The organism is Hahella ganghwensis DSM 17046 (assembly GCF_000376785.1).
GTDB classification, from domain to species: domain Bacteria; phylum Pseudomonadota; class Gammaproteobacteria; order Pseudomonadales; family Oleiphilaceae; genus Hahella; species Hahella ganghwensis.
In genome coordinates, this window is the sequence record NZ_AQXX01000131.1 from 107,816 (window position 1) to 125,572 (window position 17,757).

17 protein-coding genes are annotated in these 17,757 nt (G+C 50.3%); 5 read left to right on the plus strand and 12 right to left on the minus strand.

Annotation, left to right across the window (positions count from 1 at the left end):
* Positions 1-57: 57 nt before the first annotated feature.
* The 3 genes from F566_RS0121680 to F566_RS0121690 all read right to left on the minus strand — a co-directional run bounded on the left by F566_RS0121680 (position 58) and on the right by F566_RS0121690 (position 3,564).
* Positions 58-780 (minus strand): helix-turn-helix transcriptional regulator, encoded by a 723-nt coding sequence (locus tag F566_RS0121680; protein ID WP_020409136.1) that lies wholly within the window; start codon positions 778-780, stop codon positions 58-60.
* Positions 781-913: 133 nt separating this feature from the next.
* On the minus strand, positions 914-1,540 hold the full coding sequence (locus F566_RS0121685) for a DUF6160 family protein (RefSeq protein ID WP_020409137.1): 627 nt from the start codon (positions 1,538-1,540) through the stop codon (positions 914-916).
* Between the two features lie 212 nt (positions 1,541-1,752).
* Positions 1,753-3,564, minus strand: coding sequence for a choice-of-anchor D domain-containing protein (locus tag F566_RS0121690; protein ID WP_033416699.1), 1,812 nt, complete (start codon positions 3,562-3,564; stop codon positions 1,753-1,755).
* Positions 3,565-3,965: 401 nt separating this feature from the next.
* Here F566_RS0121690 and F566_RS0121695 point away from each other — a divergent pair, with 401 nt between their 5' ends.
* Entirely contained in the window at positions 3,966-4,991 is a 1,026-nt protein-coding gene (locus tag F566_RS0121695) for an AraC family transcriptional regulator (protein WP_020409139.1), read from the plus strand.
* 195 nt (positions 4,992-5,186) lie between these two features.
* On the opposite strand, the gene F566_RS0121700 is transcribed toward F566_RS0121695, so the two are convergent.
* Positions 5,187-5,567, minus strand: coding sequence for a hypothetical protein (locus tag F566_RS0121700; protein ID WP_020409140.1), 381 nt, complete (start codon positions 5,565-5,567; stop codon positions 5,187-5,189).
* A 541-nt stretch (positions 5,568-6,108) separates the two neighbouring features.
* Between F566_RS0121700 and ltaE the strand changes: the two genes are divergently transcribed.
* On the plus strand, positions 6,109-7,116 hold the full coding sequence (gene ltaE / locus F566_RS0121705; RefSeq protein WP_083921152.1) for a low-specificity L-threonine aldolase: 1,008 nt from the start codon (positions 6,109-6,111) through the stop codon (positions 7,114-7,116).
* A gap of 131 nt (positions 7,117-7,247) precedes the next feature.
* Here the strand turns inward: ltaE and F566_RS35725 are convergent, their stop codons facing one another.
* Positions 7,248-7,520, minus strand: coding sequence for a DUF2061 domain-containing protein (locus F566_RS35725; protein WP_051085411.1), 273 nt, complete (start codon positions 7,518-7,520; stop codon positions 7,248-7,250).
* Between the two features lie 286 nt (positions 7,521-7,806).
* Here F566_RS35725 and F566_RS0121715 point away from each other — a divergent pair, with 286 nt between their 5' ends.
* The 3 genes from F566_RS0121715 (at position 7,807) to F566_RS0121725 (ending at position 11,800) form a co-directional block, all read left to right on the plus strand.
* Positions 7,807-9,573, plus strand: a complete 1,767-nt coding sequence (locus F566_RS0121715) for a thiamine pyrophosphate-binding protein (RefSeq protein WP_020409143.1) — start codon at positions 7,807-7,809, stop codon at positions 9,571-9,573.
* Between the two features lie 231 nt (positions 9,574-9,804).
* On the plus strand, positions 9,805-10,953 hold the full coding sequence (locus tag F566_RS0121720; RefSeq protein ID WP_157496977.1) for a hypothetical protein: 1,149 nt from the start codon (positions 9,805-9,807) through the stop codon (positions 10,951-10,953).
* A gap of 265 nt (positions 10,954-11,218) precedes the next feature.
* Entirely contained in the window at positions 11,219-11,800 is a 582-nt protein-coding gene (locus tag F566_RS0121725; protein WP_020409145.1) for a hypothetical protein, read from the plus strand.
* A gap of 222 nt (positions 11,801-12,022) precedes the next feature.
* Here F566_RS0121725 and F566_RS0121730 read toward each other — a convergent pair whose 3' ends face one another.
* From F566_RS0121730 to F566_RS33745, 7 genes are all read right to left on the minus strand, one after another.
* Positions 12,023-12,367: a cytochrome C oxidase subunit IV family protein gene (locus F566_RS0121730; protein WP_020409146.1), complete on the minus strand. Its 345-nt coding sequence runs from the start codon at positions 12,365-12,367 to the stop codon at positions 12,023-12,025.
* 109 nt (positions 12,368-12,476) lie between these two features.
* Positions 12,477-13,166: a heme-copper oxidase subunit III family protein gene (locus F566_RS0121735; protein WP_020409147.1), complete on the minus strand. Its 690-nt coding sequence runs from the start codon at positions 13,164-13,166 to the stop codon at positions 12,477-12,479.
* 3 nt (positions 13,167-13,169) lie between these two features.
* Positions 13,170-13,859 carry a cytochrome c oxidase subunit 3 gene (locus F566_RS0121740; RefSeq protein ID WP_020409148.1) on the minus strand — a complete coding sequence of 230 codons (690 nt, stop codon included), beginning with the start codon at positions 13,857-13,859 and terminating at the stop codon, positions 13,170-13,172.
* Positions 13,856-15,676 carry a cytochrome c oxidase subunit I gene (gene ctaD, locus F566_RS33740; RefSeq protein WP_020409149.1) on the minus strand — a complete coding sequence of 607 codons (1,821 nt, stop codon included), beginning with the start codon at positions 15,674-15,676 and terminating at the stop codon, positions 13,856-13,858. The genes F566_RS0121740 and ctaD overlap by 4 nt, the downstream gene beginning before the upstream one ends.
* Complete coding sequence (locus tag F566_RS0121750; protein ID WP_020409150.1) at positions 15,669-17,096, minus strand: cytochrome c oxidase subunit II; 1,428 nt, start codon at positions 17,094-17,096, stop codon at positions 15,669-15,671. The genes ctaD and F566_RS0121750 overlap by 8 nt, the downstream gene beginning before the upstream one ends.
* Before the next feature lie 17 nt (positions 17,097-17,113).
* Positions 17,114-17,413, minus strand: coding sequence for a hypothetical protein (locus F566_RS0121755; protein ID WP_157496979.1), 300 nt, complete (start codon positions 17,411-17,413; stop codon positions 17,114-17,116).
* A gap of 189 nt (positions 17,414-17,602) precedes the next feature.
* The coding region (locus tag F566_RS33745; protein ID WP_020405735.1) for a transposase at positions 17,603-17,757 on the minus strand (155 nt) is incomplete at its 5' end.

Genomic DNA, 17,757 nt, shown 5'->3' on the forward strand with positions numbered 1-17,757 from the left:
TAAAATTCAGTTGCCGTTCAATAAAACAAAGAATCTGGAAAGCGATCGAATCCAGAACTATGAAAATAGACGAGAGGCTTCACGAATACTCATACCGAAATTCTGCCGAAAGCTGCGACTGAGATGGGCGCTGTCCGAAAAACCTGCCCGGTAGGCGGCATCCGTTGCCTTGGCTCCCATTTGCATTGCCATCAGGGCACAAATCAGCCGTCGCCATAACAGATAGGGCCGCCACGCCACGCCCATCTGTTCCCGAAATAAATGCAGAAACCGGCTTTCGGAGATCGCAAGTTCATCGGCCACTTCCGCCGCTTTCCAATGGGAGGGTTTTATACACTCTCCCTGAAGACACAGATCTAACCGGCTAATCAAAGATTGGATTCGGGTATCCAGCGGGACGGGAACCTGACTTTCTTCTGCGTCAGATCTTCCTGCGTTACTCAATATGCCAGTAGAAATATCGCATCCGGCTGCGCTGAATGGATCAGATGACTCGATCACCCGGTACTCCCGTTTACCCAGATAATCCATCAGTTTCTGCCCCACTACACTCTGGGGCTCAACCAAAACCACCAGCCCCTGTTTCAAGCGAAGTTCATGGGTGATATCAGGAGCAATCACAACATCCGAAGTAATAGTTTCACCATCAATCTGGCAGGTCATGACACTGCCATTTTCCTGTTTCACTACCTGAATAGCATGATGTGCATGAGGTGACGCATCAAAGGCTCCACCCCGGAAGGTGATCAGGCCTGGACGTATCGAGATAGTATTATTCATAAGCGTCTAATGCAGAGTTTTCTTATGAAAATACTACCATGGCAGCGATATCGCCATGCTAATAATCTGACAGCGGAAAAAGCCCGACGGATGGCTCAATCCGCCGGGGAGGTAAGTGATTATCAGGGGAATACTACAGTCCGTTACCCCTCACAACCAAGCTAAGCCCATCAATGTTCATACCGATCAACTCAACTCCGCCAAAACTACTGACCTGCTGGCCATCTATTTGAAGACCGTTATAGTCTTCTACAAATACGCCAAGATTGCCGACCCTAAAGTGAATATCAGAGTTGGCGAATGTAATCCCGATACCGCCGTCTCCTTCCGAAACGGCACCGCCATTGCCAATCACATTGGCCAGATCGGCGGTGGCATCAATGGTCATGTCCACTGACCCGGCAATGGAGATATCTTCAGCGAGGAAGCCCGCGTAAGGTGTTTCCACCAGACTGTCCTGCAATGGCAGCAATCGGGTGTTTACCCCCTCGTTGGTATCCTGATCCCAGCCACCTTCGATATCCACAATCCATTTGAATGCATCAATGGTGATACCGGCACCACTCCAGTCAATTCCGTAAAAATCCCCTGTTGCAGCATCAACGCCTGAGATCGAGCCAAACCCGGCTTCAATCACCAGTCCACTCTGACCAGTCACGTCGGCCAGGGTGGTATCGTCTATGGATTTAAGTTCGGCCTGTGCAGTCAAAGAAACCGCAGCGGCTGCCAATAATGCAATACTTTTATTCAGCCCTTTCATTTTTATTCTCCAACATATTGTTTTACTTGTTTTTTGATGCCTCGCCAAATGATCGGCTACAGCGCTGTCATACGGGGCAGTTAGGGATTCCCCGGATGAATTCCTTCATCGACTTAAAAAAACCGGCCGCTCTATAGGACTGATAAATCCAAATGGGAGTGATAGATCATCCTTAGAGCGGCCTCGGCCCTACAAAAGTTACCGTCCGTCCATTACTGTTGAGGGGTCAGGTCAAGATCGATGGTATTACCAGGTCCAGCCAGGAACTGGCTGAGAACACTTGTCAGCAGCCCACAATTCTCCAGTGCCGGAAGTTCATAGTTGCCTACCAGGCTGCCTCCTTCCAATGGCTGGAAAATTTCCCCGTCCGGAGTCGCCACACTGAAGGTCACAGGATCCATCGTACGGCAATCGTTCCCGCCACCGATGGGAATCGGCAAACCGAATATGTTCACAGTGACTTTAGGCACTTTGACATATGCCTGAGAGTTGGCCGTCAGAACACCGTTAACCAGACTGCCGGTGGTTTGACCCAGTTGTTCGAACTCAACATGAGCTGTTGCAGTCAATTTACGGAATAGCTGGGAAATGTGGAAAGTTCCGCTGGTTGGGTTCAGCATCAGGTCGGCAGTGATCATCCCTGTGGAAAGATCCAGAATACTGTCGATCGAGCCGGACAGCGGGAGAGAGTTATCTGAGGCCGACACATAAGTTGTCCCCTCAACATTCATGAAGATCTCCAGTGTATTGTCGACCGGGTCTTTACCGCTGCCACTGAGTGCGACGGTGACAGAAGCCTGATCAGGATCATTGGATTCAATGGTCAACACGTCACTGCTGGTGTCAGTCGAATTAGCGGTGTAGGTCATCGTCACGGAGCAATTAGCGTCCGGCGCCACAATGTCACAGTCAGTACTGGTGATCTGGAAGTCACTGTTGTTGGCCAAAGACACGTTGCTGATGTTAAGGCTGGCTCCACCGAGGTTGCTGATTGTCAGTGTTTTCTCGCTTGAAGTACCAATTTCAATGGCTCCGAAATCCAATGATTCATCACTCAGCACAATGTCCGAAACCGGTTCAATCAACCCGTTGCCAGTCAGAGCGACTGTGACGTTTGGAGTATCAGGATCATCAGAGGCAATGGTCAGGGTGGCATTCTGCACACCCTCTTCCGAGGCTGAATAGGTGACAACTACGCTGCAGTTTTCGCCGGCAGCCAAAGTGGTACAGTTATTGGTCTGAACAAACTGATCAGCGTCTGTGCCAGCGATGGAAACGCCATTGATGCCCAGAATTTCACCACCACTGTTACTGATAGCCACCGTCATTTGCTCAGTCATGCCCATTTGCACATCACCAAAGTCGATAGCCGTTTGATCAACTTCAATGTTTTGCGGAACGCTGACATCACCTTCAACAATTTCAAAGGTGTGCAATACGTTATTCTGTCCTTCCACCACAGTACAGTCGGAGGTAAATTCTCCAATGGGAGGATTGGCTGGTGTGCCGTCTGCCTTACGGTTAATCAGGTCCAGAATCAAGTCATCCACAGTGATCTGGGCCGTCCCCACATCGGCAACAGTAAAGACGACTGCAGGCGCATCGCCGACAGCTGGAACATCAAAGGAGCCGGATTCCTCTGGCACCGCCGTCGGCTCAACCGTAAGCAAAACATCATTGGCAATATCACGATGTCCCGTGGAAATAGTGGTAAAACTGGACGCCTCCCCTGTCACAGTTTTTGCCTGCATCAATGACAATCCCTGACGAGAGGTATCGTTAACTACGGTGATGGTATCAACGGCAAAGGGACCGAAGCTTTCACCGACAGTTACCTCTGCCGGATAGTCCGCGTTAATGGTTGCCAGAATCGGTTGATCACCGATCAGTGGGAAGGGACACATCATTTCCAGGTTCAATGTCACCGGATCGGCGTTTGCCATTCCATGAGCGGTCATCAGGACTGCACTGGCGATCGCTACACGTAGCCGGTTCCTTTGAAAGATAGTCTTTGTTGGGTTCATGTTTCATCCTCTCTTTTGTATTTTTTATGAAACACAGTAAGGCTGCTCGGTGGTTGTTAGCGGGAATGAGCTGCCATCTGCTGCGTGCCTCGTAGCGGCTACCAACAAATCAGACATGAGGTTTTGTCTTGATTTAACCAGACCAGTTCCCGTAATTAAGCCTACCGGGAGGGGGGCGGTCATTGACTTAAACGGCAGGGGATTTGTTAAAAGCGGAAACGGATAGAACTGAACGCCCGTTTCGTGAAACCGATCAAACTTTAAAAATGAAAATTTGAACAAAGCGCTTTTCAATTGATGAGTCGCAGCACTAGAATCCTAGCAGGTTGTTGAAAAGCATTGGCGAGGCAGCCAATGCAGAACAATAATCCCAAAGACCAGGACGACTTGAAAACGGAATTATGACTAACGCTTTGACCTATGATGTCCCGCTGATATCGACAAGATACGCACGCCGTTTCTTGCGTTTCATGGGAACAAAAGGTGTAAGCGCTGATGTACTCCTGTCCAACAGTGAGGTAGATGCTGCCACCCTGAACAACCCGGATGCCTTTCTTTCTGTCAATCAGGTCATCAGAACACTTGAACACGCGGAATGGTTGGTGGCGGACGAGCGCGCGGCGTTTCAATTTGGCCAGCAGCTGGATTTGATTGCTCACGGACTTTTTGGCTACGTACTGCTCAGCCAGGATGATTACTGCAAACTGGTGGAAATGGTAGTGGAACACCTGAGGGTCTGTCTTCCGCTGGTGGACATGGAAGTCAGTATCAGCGGTTCTGACGTGAGAATCAGACTTCATGATACCTGGCAAATGGGCAAGGCCCGTCCTTTCCTGGCGAAAATTTACATGGGAAGTATCTATACGGTAGCCTCCCAGATTTCACGCAACATGCAATTTGAGTTTGATTTCAGCAGCGAACTGAACGACGCTGCCTGGCACGCTGTGGCTCCTGACGCCAAGTGGCGTTTTGGAGCAGAACACAACCAGGTGACGCTGCCGATTATCGGGCGTCATCATCAGGACGACCATCAAAGGGTTGCCTACTCCCTGGCCAAAGAACGTTATCGCGAGAATGCGACTGTCAGCGAAGAAGCCAATGAAATTGCCACTCAGGTACGCGAACAGATTCTGAAATCCCCTGGCAGAGCCACACTGGAACGTACCGCTCAGCAACTGAATATGAGCGCACGCCACCTCAGAAATCATTTATCCCAGGCAGGAACCTCCTTTAGGGAAATGCACAATGAGATTCGGCGCAGTTATGCGGATCTTTATCTTGCTGAAACCCCTGTTCCCCTGGAAGACATTGCCCGCAAACTGGGATTCAGTGATCAGGCCAGCTTTACCAGAGCCTACCGAAGCTGGACGGGAAAAACCCCCGGGGATTACCGACGCCAGGCCAAGAGCGCAACATCCTGCAATTGAATCTGGTGGGAGGTGGGGTGAAGTCTTCTAGTTGTTGCTTAAGCGAACCTTGGACACATAAAGCTAAAGATTAAACATCGCCAGATGATAATTCGTATTTTGTCTAATTCTGTCGGTACCGGCATTGTTTCCTATCAGCACTCTATGTCGCCGTTCATCACTGAACACAGAGGACGCACCGCCTCGTTGATTGGATCAGGCTAAATCATCTAGTGATATTGAGTATTCGCATTCCTCTTCAATTTCTTCTGAACGGAAGGCGCCTTTACAAACTTTCCCGGTAGCCAGTGACTTCCTGGCTTCTTCACGAAGCTCATCATTGAACTCACCTTCGCCCTTCCACTCAGCCTCTTTGAATAGCAATAGTTTGGAAATTTCTTCAAGCTGCAGATTGTCGCTTGAAAGGACTTCTTTTGAGCTATCGATTGCCACAGCAATTTTTTGCTCGAAGCCAAGAGTCGAATCTACAGGTACGAATATTTCCACGTAATAGAACTCACATCCATCCATATCAATCGAGCTGCCTTCTAGGGCTCGAACTTTAACGGATAAAAGAAAAACATCCATTTGAGACATTCTGATTGACCTCCATCTCTAAGGATCAAAGGGAATCGCAAAGAAAATTTCTAATTCCTCAAAAGCCAAATATCGGCTCTTGAAATAGTATGACTTTTTTTTTGCCAAACTATAGTAGCGACACTCACATGAAAAAGCCGTCAAGCAATTTCACTAGCATGCGAAAGTGGACTTTAAATTGGGAAGAATACTGTGGTTGTGAAGTTTTAATTATCAGGATTTAAATTAAAGCTTTTAGCGGTAGCTAGAGCAAGGTCTTATTGTGAAATTCGAGGCTGCCTCCGGACCTCTTTGACTTTTCAGAAATGAAACTGCCAAATTCAATCTCGTTAGTCATCCTTGATTCTTCGAAGCTGTCATGCACTTCAAAGTCATCATCCTCATCCCATTGACCTGACGTGGTCTAATAGAACCTCTTTTTTGCAGTCTGTTCACAAAGAACTCGTCTTCGGGGATAGAATCTCCGTATGATGACGGCAGGATGTTAGTCCAGCCTTCAGCAGCAACAATCATCAAACCACATCATCGAAGAGAATTGATTATGATGGATTTCCGCAGCGATACCGTTACCCGTCCCACCCCGGAAATGCGCCAGGCAATGGCCAATGCAGAGGTTGGCGATGATGTTTATGCCGACGACCCCACCGTTAACTCGCTGCAGGAGTTTGCTGCGCAAAGACTGGGATTTGAATCCGCATTGTTTACCAGCAGTGGTACCCAGGCCAATCTGTTGGCCATCATGTGTCACTGTGAACGGGGAGAAGAATACCTTTGTGGGCAGTCCGCTCATAACTATCGTTATGAGGCCGGCGGTGCAGCAGTTCTCGGTAGTATACAGCCCCAGCCAATCGAGAATGATGCCGACGGAAGCATTGATCTGAATAAGGCCAAAGCAGCGATCAAACCCGATGACTTTCACTTTGCGGTGACCCGTATGCTGTCGCTTGAAAACACCATTGGCGGCAAAGCTCTATCACTTGACTATCAGCAGTCAGCCCGCGCATTTTGCGACAAACATCAACTATCGCTCCATTTGGACGGCGCCAGGGTTTTCAACGCTGCGGTTAAGAGCGGCGTTGACGTCACTCAGATCACAAACCTCTATGATTCGGTGAGTGTATGTCTGTCCAAAGGTCTCGGCGCGCCGGTTGGATCAGTGTTGCTGGGGAACCAGCTGTTTATCAATAAAGCCAGACGATTGCGTAAAATGCTGGGAGGTGGAATGCGTCAGGCCGGTGTACTCGCGGCTGCAGGTCGCATTGCGCTTGAGAAGATGCCGCTGCGCCTTCAGGAAGATCACGACAATGCCCAGCGTCTGGCTGTTGGTCTGGCTGATTTCCCGCAACTGGAGATTAACCCTGCGCTCACACAAACCAATATTGTCTATGCCCGCTGTAAATCGGGCCTCTCCAAACAACTTAAAGACTTCTTGGCCGATAAGGGCATCCTGATTACAGCCGGTGAGCCAATGCGTTTTGTCACTCATATGGACGTCAGCGCCAAGGATGTGGACAGGCTGTTAATGGCAATTCGGGAGTTCTACGCCTGAGACTGTAATTTATCCATTGGCTTTTTTTCTCATCCACTGCAGCTCTACCGGGATGCACTTCAGGTTGTCCCGGTAACAATGGGTTCGTTGTCGGCCCCGATCATCTGGTGATGCATTTGTTCACACCAATTCTACGGACTTAACGCCAATGAGTTATTCCCGGTTTCCTGACCCAGTGCCTCGCCGTTCGCCATCTCTCGGCTCACAGATCTGGGAGCGTCATTTGTAGATTTTCTAACGCGAATCCTTTCCCAGACTTTTTCATGGAAGAAATAGGCAACGGTGTTACATAAGGGTTCCACCAATGCAATAGCACCACCGACTACAAAACTGCCTGTCATCAGATATCCAACAGCAAAAGCAACACTGAAATGGACCGCTGCAAATGAAATTGTCTTGGCCATATCGGTAACCTCCGTTGGGTAATCAGACCGTTTTGTCATTAGGCAACTAACAAAGATTCCTCTCGAAATCTGTCTACCTATCAAATTAGAACAATCCTAACTTTTATGAAAATTAATCAATATCATAAAAATAATAGTTTTCAACAATGTGGAATATTACCTTTCATCGCACCATTTAATACAAATAGACTATGCTAAACTGCCTATAAGGTGTAACGCCCTTTGGGTGAATGAAAGCTTACCCCAAGGTTGCGACGCGCCGGGAATGCGGCAAAGGAGAGTAACCATGGAACCACTGCCCCGTATTTTAAAATCTCCACCCTCCTCCTGCACCGATCTACTGATCGACTTTTTCGCTTTGCTTGATATTCGCTACATATTTGGCGTCCCGGGAGGAAATATTGATCCTCTTTGCCATCGCCTGGCACAAAGAGCCAGTGAAAACATTCCCAAGTGGGTTCTGACCCGCAGTGAAGCCGGTGCGGCGTATATGGCGGACGGATACTTCCGTGAAACCGGAAAGATCGGAGTCTGTGGCACAACCTCCGGCCCTGGAGCCACCAACCTGCTGACCCCCATAGCCAATGCTTATGTGGACAATATCCCAGTATTGGCCATTACTGCCCAAACCCCGATCAGCACCTTTGGTCGTGGGGCCATGCAGGAAACCAGCGGAGCGGGTATCGACAGTATGTTGATGTTTGAAAGCTGCACCCGATATAACTCCCTGGTCTCCCACCCGGATCAACTGATCCACAAGTTGCATCTGGCACTCTCCAATGCCTTGGGCCTGACTCCGGGGCCGGTGCATCTGAGTATTCCCTCAGATATTCTCACGATGCCGATCAGTGCCACATTCAATGACTACCCCTACATCAACCGGCCAATGGAGGCGACCCCCGACAAACAACAGCTGAATCAGCTCAAAAACCTCATCCAGGGAACTTCCAAAGCCGTTTTCGCCCTCGGTCCCGGCGCAGAGGAGGCAATGTCCTATATTCTGAAAATCGCCGAGGCCTACAACTGGCCTATTGTGACATTTCCCATGTCTCGCGGTCTGATCAATGCCCAACACCCACTCTACCGTGGGGTCTTTGGTACGGCAGGACATGAATCAGCGAGAGTGGCATTATCCAGGGAAAGTGCCCCGCTGATTTTTGTCGTGGGGACGGATCTCGATGAAACAGCCACCTGCGGCTGGGATGGCTCCACCCTGCTGACTTCACGTATGATTCACGTCAGCAGTAACCCGGAACAGCTATCCCGTTCCTACATGGCAAGGCTGAACATTCTGGGCAGCCCGAGACTGGTGTTCTCTGCCTTGTTCAAAGAGCTGAAAGTTCCCAAACGATCAACACGAATGCTGACACCGGTCAAAATGAAATCATTGGACAAACCGGGTAATTTCTCTGTCATGCACTGGGATGACTGCATTACAGATGCCTCCCCCTTGAACCCTCGGCAGGTTTTTACCTATATCAGCAGCCAGATACCGGCTACGACCCGGGTTTATGTGGATACCGGAAACAGTTTTTACTGGTCTACCCACTACTGGATGCAGAATATTCCTGATAGTACAACTCACAATCTAGTGAACATTTCCATGGGCTTTGCCAGCATGGGCTGGGCGATAGGTGCCGCAATAGGCTGCAAGTTCGGCCATGGGGATGTCCCTGTCATCTGCATCACCGGTGATGGTGCCGTGCTCATGTCGAGTCTTGAATTCACCGTGGCCAGAGAGAACCACCTCAATGTGGTATTCATTGTGATGAACAACGGCAGCCTGGGCACCATTCGGCACGGACAGAAATTGAGGGGGTTCGAAGATACGGCCAATGCCTTGCCGGAGGTGAATTTTGCATTGATGGGCAAAGCCCTGGGGATTGAGTCCTATCGCATCATCGACATGGAACAGCTCCGCGACATTGACTGGTCGGCCATTCTCAACCAAAGAGACCCAGTGTTATTGGACATGGTCATTAATGGTGACATTGCGCCACCAATCGGGCAGCGCATCAACACCCTGGGACAGGGACAGCCCAAGAACCTATGACGGCAGATTCCCGAAGCTGGTCATAAAACAGCCTGCTTCACATATTCTGCGACCTAGACAACGTTTTTACACCGAGGCAGGTGATAACCTGTCATGCTCTGGTTTGTGATCAACTTGAAAACAAGCCAGCATAACATCAGAGGTCTGCGGGAAGTCCCGGACACAGCAAAAACGCCTGATACTCCCCGGCAGTCCATAACAATAACGAAGTTCCAGCTGGAGACGGTAAGGATGAAGTCTGAAGCCAATAAAGCAGTATTCGTATACAGTCGCACTTTCTCTTTTACTTGCCTCCGAGCACCCATACTGGTGCTGGCGGGCAGTTTATTCCTCGGCACGATGCAGGGTTGCAGCCTGTTCCATTCCCCTCAGCCTCAGGTTGTCGGGTCCTCTCAGGAAGAAACGCCCCCGATGGAAGAAAAAAACACTCAGCATGCTGAAACCGGCGAATCACTGACCCAGCATGAGGCATCAATAGCACGGGTATTAGCAGCATCAGAAGACTCACCAGCACTTTCCACGAACGGACAGGCGCCAGCCCTTGAAAGTTCTGCTGCAGTTTCATCAAGTATTGTTTCGGAAAAACCGGCAGCAGACAGGGCTCTCACGGCAGCATCAGAGGAAACCTTCAGTAAATCCTCCCATAGCCTCACGAGCGATCAGCTGGCCCTAAAGCCTAAAACAGCTGACGACGAGGAATCCCAGAAAACTGAAATCGCCAACGCCCCTTCCACTCAGACGGAAGACGGTGCGAAAACAAGCAAAGGCAGCAACATCATTGACGAGCTGAACAATGCTCCGGCTCCCGCTGCCGGTCAGGCAATCTCGAAAATGCCGTCCAATCAGCCGAAACAGGATGCAGCAACCGCGACAGCCGTCTCTCAAGCAGTCAGTTCCCGACAGGAAGCCCAACAGTCTATCGAGGAAGTACTCACCAACCTGAAACAACCCTCAAGACAGGACCAAGTCCTGGATACTTTTGGCATGTGGGAATTACGCCGTGTATGGAGTGGTGCTCAGAGCAGTTGCCGCCTCACCACCCATACACTTCAGGTGGACAGCGACAAATTCACTTCCCAGATCTGGATCACCGTTCAGCCCGAGCATTTGATTCTAAATGCCTCCTCTGAAATTCATCTGGATGCCAGCGGAAGTGGAATCCGTCTCGATAAAGGTCGTCTGATTCCTTTTACCGGCCAGGCCATTCCGTCACATGCCGTATTATCAGATGATCTTCTAAACCGCCTGACAAAGAGCCAAAAGCTTCATCTGTACGTAATGATTGGTGATCTGCAATCCAGGGTGACACATACCGAAATCAACCTGAAAGATTTACGGGCAGCCGTCGCAGCCTTTAACCAGTGCAGAACAAAATCCTGATGGCCCCGTATTCTCTGCCTACTGGCAGCGAGTTCAGGCTGGATAACGGCCGAGGCACTATATTTGGCAAAAACTAGACGAGCCGGGCAGCAGCTCGGCAAATCTGGCTTGAATAGAGGGTGGTGCCAAACTTAGATAGGGCATACCGGAAAATGATTTCCACGTTGTTGTGCACCTTTGGCCTTTGGGTGATGGTGAGAACCTGACGACCATAAAGATGCCGGGATGCAGGGTTATCAACGAGAAAAGCGATGGGAGGTGTGTCATGAATCGGCACTATTACATCAGCGATGACCTGGATGACCTGGATGACCTGGATGACCTGGATGACCTGGAAAGCGTAGAAAGTGAACTGGAAGCAAAAGGTATTAATACAGAGCAAATTCATGTTCTGAGCGAAAACGATGCCGAAGTGGAACAGCATCATTTGCATGACGTTACTTCACTCATGAAGAAAGACGTTGTTCACTCCGGTGAGATCGGAGCCATTGTCGGCGTCAGTCTTGCCGTTATCGTACTCGTTGGAGCTTACCTGACAGGCCTCACGGAAACCGCCGCAGGCTGGGTCCCTTTTATCTTCCTGTCTATCGTCATCCTTGGATTCTCCATCTGGGAAGGCGGGTTACGGGGTATACAGGAGCCAAACGAACACTTCCGCAAATTCCAGAAAATTCTCAAGGAAGGCAAACACATCTTCTTCGTGGATGTTGAGCCAGACCAGGAAGCCGTTCTTGATCAGGTCGTCAGCCATCATCGTTCATTGCAGGTTGCCGGTACAGGCCAGGCAGCGCCAAACTGGGCGGTCTTCTGGCAGCATAAATGGCATCAATTCAAACAGTTGATATAGGGATCTTGAGACCTTGCATCTGCCCTATAACATCGGCAGGCAATTAGTTAGCGACTCTTTGCCTGCCAGCACCAAATCCGTCGTCTGCTTGCTGCGTGCATATGAAGTTGTTGGGTGCATATGAAGGCCATGCTTCCGAGCCTCTCGGCCAGGCAGATCTTACATCCCGGAGTTTAGTCCTGACTCTCATGCTCTGATCCATATCCTGACCTATATCCTGCTTTACGGATGACCTGCAACGGCATCTGCGGATTGGCCGAAGAACAGCACTCGTGCCCAAAATATATAGTCAGCTTCTGCTGCCATCAGACTGATCAATACCAATATGCACAGTGGCGGCAGGAGAATCGCATAAATGATGGCCAGCCTCTCCCAGGCCATATGCATGAACACCGACACGATCAATCCGGCCTTCAGCAGCATAAAAATGATAATCAGCGACCACCGCAGCATACCCTGCAGGTGAAAGTAGTCCACCATGTAAGACATAGTACTTAATACAAACAACAGCCCCCAGATTTTCAAATAAAGGCCAATAGGATGCTGCTGTCCTTCAGTTTGTGACATGACAACTTCCTCCCCACTGCGTTCCTCGAAGACTCAGAAAACCAACAGGTTCATCCACCCGACATATCTACCTATTTACTTGCTTACTTACCTAGTTACTTAGGTCACCTCACCACAGGTAAAAGAAGGCGAAGATGAACACCCAGACCAGATCCACGAAATGCCAGTAGAGTCCGGCAATTTCAACGATCTGATAGTTACCTTTGCGTTCGTAGTCTCCTCTCGCCACTTTGAACGCAACAATCAGCAGATAGATCACTCCAATAGATACATGAAGCCCATGAAATCCGGTAATCATAAAGAAGCTTGCCCCGAACTGAGCGGCTCCCATGGGATTTCCCCAGGGCCTGACACCTTCTTCAATCAGCTTACTCCACTCAAACGCCTGCATCCCCACAAACGAGGCTCCAAACAGGGCCGTCATCACCATCAGTGCGGCCGTTTTACGGCGGTCTCTGCGATAGCCAAAGTTCACTGCCATCGCCATGGTTCCACTGCTGGATATCAGGATGAAGGTCATGATCGCAATCAGTATCAGCGGGATACTCTCGCCGGCGATGGTTAACGCAAACACCTCACTTGGCACCGGCCAGGGATCTGTGGTGGTCATCCTGACAGACATATATCCCACCAGAAAACAGGAGAAAATAAAGGTATCGCTCAGCAGGAAAATCCACATCATGGCTTTCCCCCAAGGCACACCTTTAAAGGCCTCCTTGTCTCCACGCCAGTCTCCGGATAACTGCTTCCAACCACCGGAATCTGACAATGCGGGTTCCAAACCAGTATTCATCGCCATAATTCACCTCAATCCACACAGTGCGGCAATGGTGGCGTAGGTTTCGGGAGAGCTCGTCAGCAGCGATACAAGCACCAGCCATATGAAAAGCAGGTAGTGCCAGTAAATGGCACAGGGTTCCAAACCGGCGTTAATCACCTGCATGGGAGACTTATGCCAGATTTTTTCCATGGAACGCGCCCAGGCAAGCAGCCCTCCCATGATGTGAAAGCCGTGCAGTCCGGTGAGCAGATAGAAAAAGCTGATAGCGGGATTGATGGCGACACCAAACCCGTACTCAACCAGTCGTCCCCATAGGAACATTTGGCCGACGATAAAGGCCCCAGCCAACATCCCGGCAGTCATGGTGGACACCATAACCAGCGTTCTGTGACCTTTTCTGGAAACCATGCGCGCCCACTGCAGAGATACACTGGCCAATATCAGTGCCAGTGTGTTCCACCACAGTATTGAGGTATCCGCCAGTGGACCAAGTGGCCCCGTCAGATTGAGCCAGTCGCTGAACTGAGAGCGGCCGATATATGTCACCAGAAACAGCATGAAGAGAGAGGTCACCACCGCCAGTAATATTCTGACCGCCACCTTGGTTGTCCGCAGCCGCCACTGAAGTTCACTTGCATGATCAGGGGAATTCCAGCCGCCTCCTGGCTCACCCATATCCAGCGTCCGCATTTGAGGAGTCAACGCCATCATGCACCTCCCTCGGGATTTGATTCAGGGGAACTCGCAGAATCCATTGCCGTTCGACTCAACTTGAGTTGGGTTAGTTCTTCCTCGGTACAGGTCTGCGGCAGAAAGTCCTGCTCAATCCCCGGTACGCTGTAGTCATAGGCCCAACGATGAACCACAGGTAACCGGGCTCCCCAGTTTCCATGGGCCGGCGGAGTGTCCGGTGTCAACCATTCCAGCGAATTGGCACGCCATGGATTACCACCGGATTTTTTGCCATGTTTCAGGCTCCAGAACAGGTTGAATAAAAACAGCACCTGACTCACGCCAACCACCAGAGCTGCAACCGTGATAAAGGCATTCAGATCATGGGCTGACTGCGGAATGAATTCATAATCTTCGTAGGCATAATAGCGGCGCGGCATACCGAGAAAACCGAGATAATGCATGGGGAAATAAATGGCGTATGTCCCAAGGAACGTAATCCAGAAATGGATCTGCCCAAGGGTTTCATTCATCATCCTGCCGGTGATTTTGGGGTACCAGTGATAGATCGAACCAAACACTACCAGAATAGGAGCCACCCCCATGACCATATGAAAATGGGCCACGACGAAGTAGGTATCAGACAAAGGCACATCAATAATCACATTGCCAAGAAACAGCCCTGTCAGCCCACCCACCAGAAAAGTGAGAATGAAAGCCAGAGCAAACAGCATCGGCACCGTCAGATGAATATTACCCCGCCATAGGGTCAGCACCCAGTTGTAAACTTTCAATGCCGTAGGAACCGCAATGATCAGCGTTGTGGTGGCAAAGAAGAAACCGAAATAGGGATTCATCCCACTCACGTACATATGATGAGCCCATACTACAAAGCTCAGCCCACCGATCGCGATGATCGCCCAAACCATCATCCGGTATCCGAAAATATTTTTCCGGGCATGGGTGCTTATCAGGTCGGAAACCAGGCCGAATGCCGGCAATGCCACAATGTAAACCTCAGGATGGCCAAAAAACCAGAACAAGTGTTGGAACAGTATCGGACTGCCACCTTCGTGATCGAGCGGTTGCCCCAGAGAAATGATGGCTGGCATAAAAAAGCTGGTGCCGAGAAGACGGTCAAACATCATCATAACCGCACTGACAAACAAAGCAGGAAAGGCCAGCAGAGCCAGGATGGTCGCGATGAAAATCCCCCATACCGTCAACGGCATACGGAACAGCGTCATACCATGCGTGCGGGCCTGAAGCACCGTGGTGACATAGTTCAACCCACCCATGGTGGCGGCAACAATAAAAATCGCCAACGAGACCAGCATGAGAATAATGCCCCAGTCTGCACCGGGCGTTCCCTGGGTAATCGCCTGAGGCGGATATAGCGTCCAACCGGCCCCAGTTGGTCCACCCGGAGCAAAAAAGCTGGCAATCAACACAATGACAGATAGCAGGTAAAACCAGTAACTGAGCATGTTGACGTAGGGGAATACCATATCGCGCGCGCCAACCATCAAAGGGATCAGGTAATTCCCGAAGCCCCCTAGAAACAACGCTGTCAACAGATAGATCACCATGATCATGCCATGCATGGTCATAGCCTGATAATAAGTACTCGCATCCATGAATTCCAAACTGCCGGGGAACCCAATCTGCATGCGCATCAGGCCGGAAAGTACAAGCGCAATTAATCCCACGAAAATGGCCGTCAGCGAGTACTGCACTGCAATCACTTTGTGATCCTGGCTCCAGATATACCGGGTGATAAAACTCTTGGGTTCATGAATTTCTTCGGATTCAGCTAGTTCTGCGTAGGCCATTGCATCATCCCCAAAATCAGTCACTCAACGATTCCAGATAAGCCACCAGAGCAGCCATATCGTTCTCACTTACTGTATAGGCGGGCATTATCGGGGAGTACCCTTCCACCACCTTGACCCCGGGGGCCAAAATAGACTCCTTCAGATAGGCTTCATCGACCGTTACTGAGCTGCCATCCGTCAGGTTTTCTGTTTTACCGATCATGGCTTTCCAGGTTGGACCCACTCCTGGGCTGCCATCCGTACTATGACAGGCAGTACATCCGAGACTTTGGGCCAACTCACGTCCCAGCGCTACCGGATCCGCCGATGACGGTTCTTCCACATTCTCTTCGTTACCGGATTTGCCACTCAGCGATTTGATCAGCGCAATCAGTGCCTCCAGATGTTCATCATCCAGACTGTAGGCCACCATTACAGGGGGATATCCCTGCACCATCTTCGCCTTGGGTTCCAGAATGGATTCTTTCAGGTAGGCTTCATCCACGATGATCGTGGATCCATCAGACAGGGTTTCGAACTTTCCATAAAGATCCTTCCATGTCGGCCCGAGGCTGTCACTGCCATCAAGACTATGACACGCCAGACACCCCTGGTTTTCAGCCAACTGCCGCCCCAGTGCCAGTCGGTTACTCCCGGCGGTGGCCCCCTGACGTTTCTGACTGGCGGCGAAAGTCTTGTGCCCGGCCTTCCATTGTTCATATTGCTCGGGCTCGTCCACAATCAGTATGCCTCGCATGTTGTAATGGCCGACACCACAGAACTCAGCACACAAAATCTCAAAACGGCCTGTTTTGGTGGGTGTGAACCAGAAATAGGACACCAGTCCCGGTACCATATCCATTTTTGAGCGTATCTGAGGGATGTAAAAATTATGAAGGACATCTTTCGAACGCAGCAGCACCTTAACAGGCTTGCCTACTGGCATATGAATCTCATTACTGACAATCACGAGATCATCCTGACCATCCGGATCTTCAGGATTCACCCCCAGCGGATTGGCAGCGCTGATCCACTTGATTTCGGATGTTCCCAGCTTTCCATCCTCTCCCGGCAATCTGAAAGTCCATTGCCACTGCTGACCAAACACTTCAACAACAGTCGCATCTTCAGGAACATCGACAAAGTCCTGATACACCACCAGGCCCGGCGCCAGCATTCCCATAATCCCCAGGGACGTGATAACGATCAACCACCATTCCAGTTTCCGGTTTTCAGGCTCATAGGCGGCCCGCCTTCCTTTTTTATGATGAAAACGCCATACCGCCACTGCCACAAAAAAACCGACAGCCACAAAGAAGACTCCTGTTATGACAATCGTTATCAGCAGGGCCTCATCAATAGACCCCCAATTGGATGCCGCCTCAGTTGCCTGCCACGGACTGAATATATGAAACAGCACCGAAGCGACTACCAGGATAATCAATATGACAGCGAGCGCCATGTCTGTTCACCTGAGGGTTATGCGTACACCTGCAGATTGAGTGTCTGGTATATCACTGGCTGAAAAGGTGTTTTTAGAGAAGGGCCAGAAGTAGAGTCCGGGCGTCCACTCAGGACCGCCTGCCGGAAAAGAATGTTGAGAGCTGGTTCAGGAAAACAGGTATTGAAACGGAAAAAGCGGAATGTATTGGTCCCCCCCCTTTCTGCCGGTTCCATACCGGTCAGCGGCAAGAGCCCACCCAGACACCCCATGCAGGTGTCTGGCAGCGCGTCAAAAACTTGTGCCAGACTACGAACAATGGTCATCGTCGTATTCACGACGCTCCCCCTTTCGCAGATTGCGATGTTGCATCCCGACGATCTATAAAAAGTCTAGGGAGAGTCTGAATAACCCCAAGGTTCTGAGGTAATTCAAACTCTCGACGATATATGGCCGAATATTCAGAGTGTTTTTCCGGCCATTTTGGATCTTCCCCCCCTGTGGGGCGTCATCTGGGCTCACTGCCCCTATACCTGCAGCTCTTTCCTTGCCATCAGCAGATTGCTGAAGGCCGCCAACAGATAGAGCCGGCTCTTGTTCTTGGCCAAGCCTCGATAGCGGACTTTGTCGTAACCAAACACCTGCTTGATGTATCTGAACGGGTGTTCCACTTTAGCCCGGA

What these genes read in the sequence shown, in the direction of transcription:
- F566_RS0121680 (WP_020409136.1), bottom strand. Translation starts at nt 780, where the DNA reads ATGAATAATACTATCTCGATACGTCCAGGCCTGATCACCTTCCGGGGT.
- F566_RS0121685 (WP_020409137.1), bottom strand. Translation starts at nt 1,540, where the DNA reads ATGAAAGGGCTGAATAAAAGTATTGCATTATTGGCAGCCGCTGCGGTT.
- F566_RS0121690 (WP_033416699.1), bottom strand. Translation starts at nt 3,564, where the DNA reads ATGAACCCAACAAAGACTATCTTTCAAAGGAACCGGCTACGTGTAGCG.
- F566_RS0121695 (WP_020409139.1), top strand. Translation starts at nt 3,966, where the DNA reads ATGACTAACGCTTTGACCTATGATGTCCCGCTGATATCGACAAGATAC.
- F566_RS0121700 (WP_020409140.1), bottom strand. Translation starts at nt 5,567, where the DNA reads ATGTCTCAAATGGATGTTTTTCTTTTATCCGTTAAAGTTCGAGCCCTA.
- ltaE (WP_083921152.1), top strand. Translation starts at nt 6,109, where the DNA reads ATGATGGATTTCCGCAGCGATACCGTTACCCGTCCCACCCCGGAAATG.
- F566_RS35725 (WP_051085411.1), bottom strand. Translation starts at nt 7,520, where the DNA reads ATGGCCAAGACAATTTCATTTGCAGCGGTCCATTTCAGTGTTGCTTTT.
- F566_RS0121715 (WP_020409143.1), top strand. Translation starts at nt 7,807, where the DNA reads ATGGAACCACTGCCCCGTATTTTAAAATCTCCACCCTCCTCCTGCACC.
- F566_RS0121720 (WP_157496977.1), top strand. Translation starts at nt 9,805, where the DNA reads ATGAAGTCTGAAGCCAATAAAGCAGTATTCGTATACAGTCGCACTTTC.
- F566_RS0121725 (WP_020409145.1), top strand. Translation starts at nt 11,219, where the DNA reads ATGAATCGGCACTATTACATCAGCGATGACCTGGATGACCTGGATGAC.
- F566_RS0121730 (WP_020409146.1), bottom strand. Translation starts at nt 12,367, where the DNA reads ATGTCACAAACTGAAGGACAGCAGCATCCTATTGGCCTTTATTTGAAA.
- F566_RS0121735 (WP_020409147.1), bottom strand. Translation starts at nt 13,166, where the DNA reads ATGGCGATGAATACTGGTTTGGAACCCGCATTGTCAGATTCCGGTGGT.
- F566_RS0121740 (WP_020409148.1), bottom strand. Translation starts at nt 13,859, where the DNA reads ATGATGGCGTTGACTCCTCAAATGCGGACGCTGGATATGGGTGAGCCA.
- F566_RS0121750 (WP_020409150.1), bottom strand. Translation starts at nt 17,096, where the DNA reads ATGGCGCTCGCTGTCATATTGATTATCCTGGTAGTCGCTTCGGTGCTG.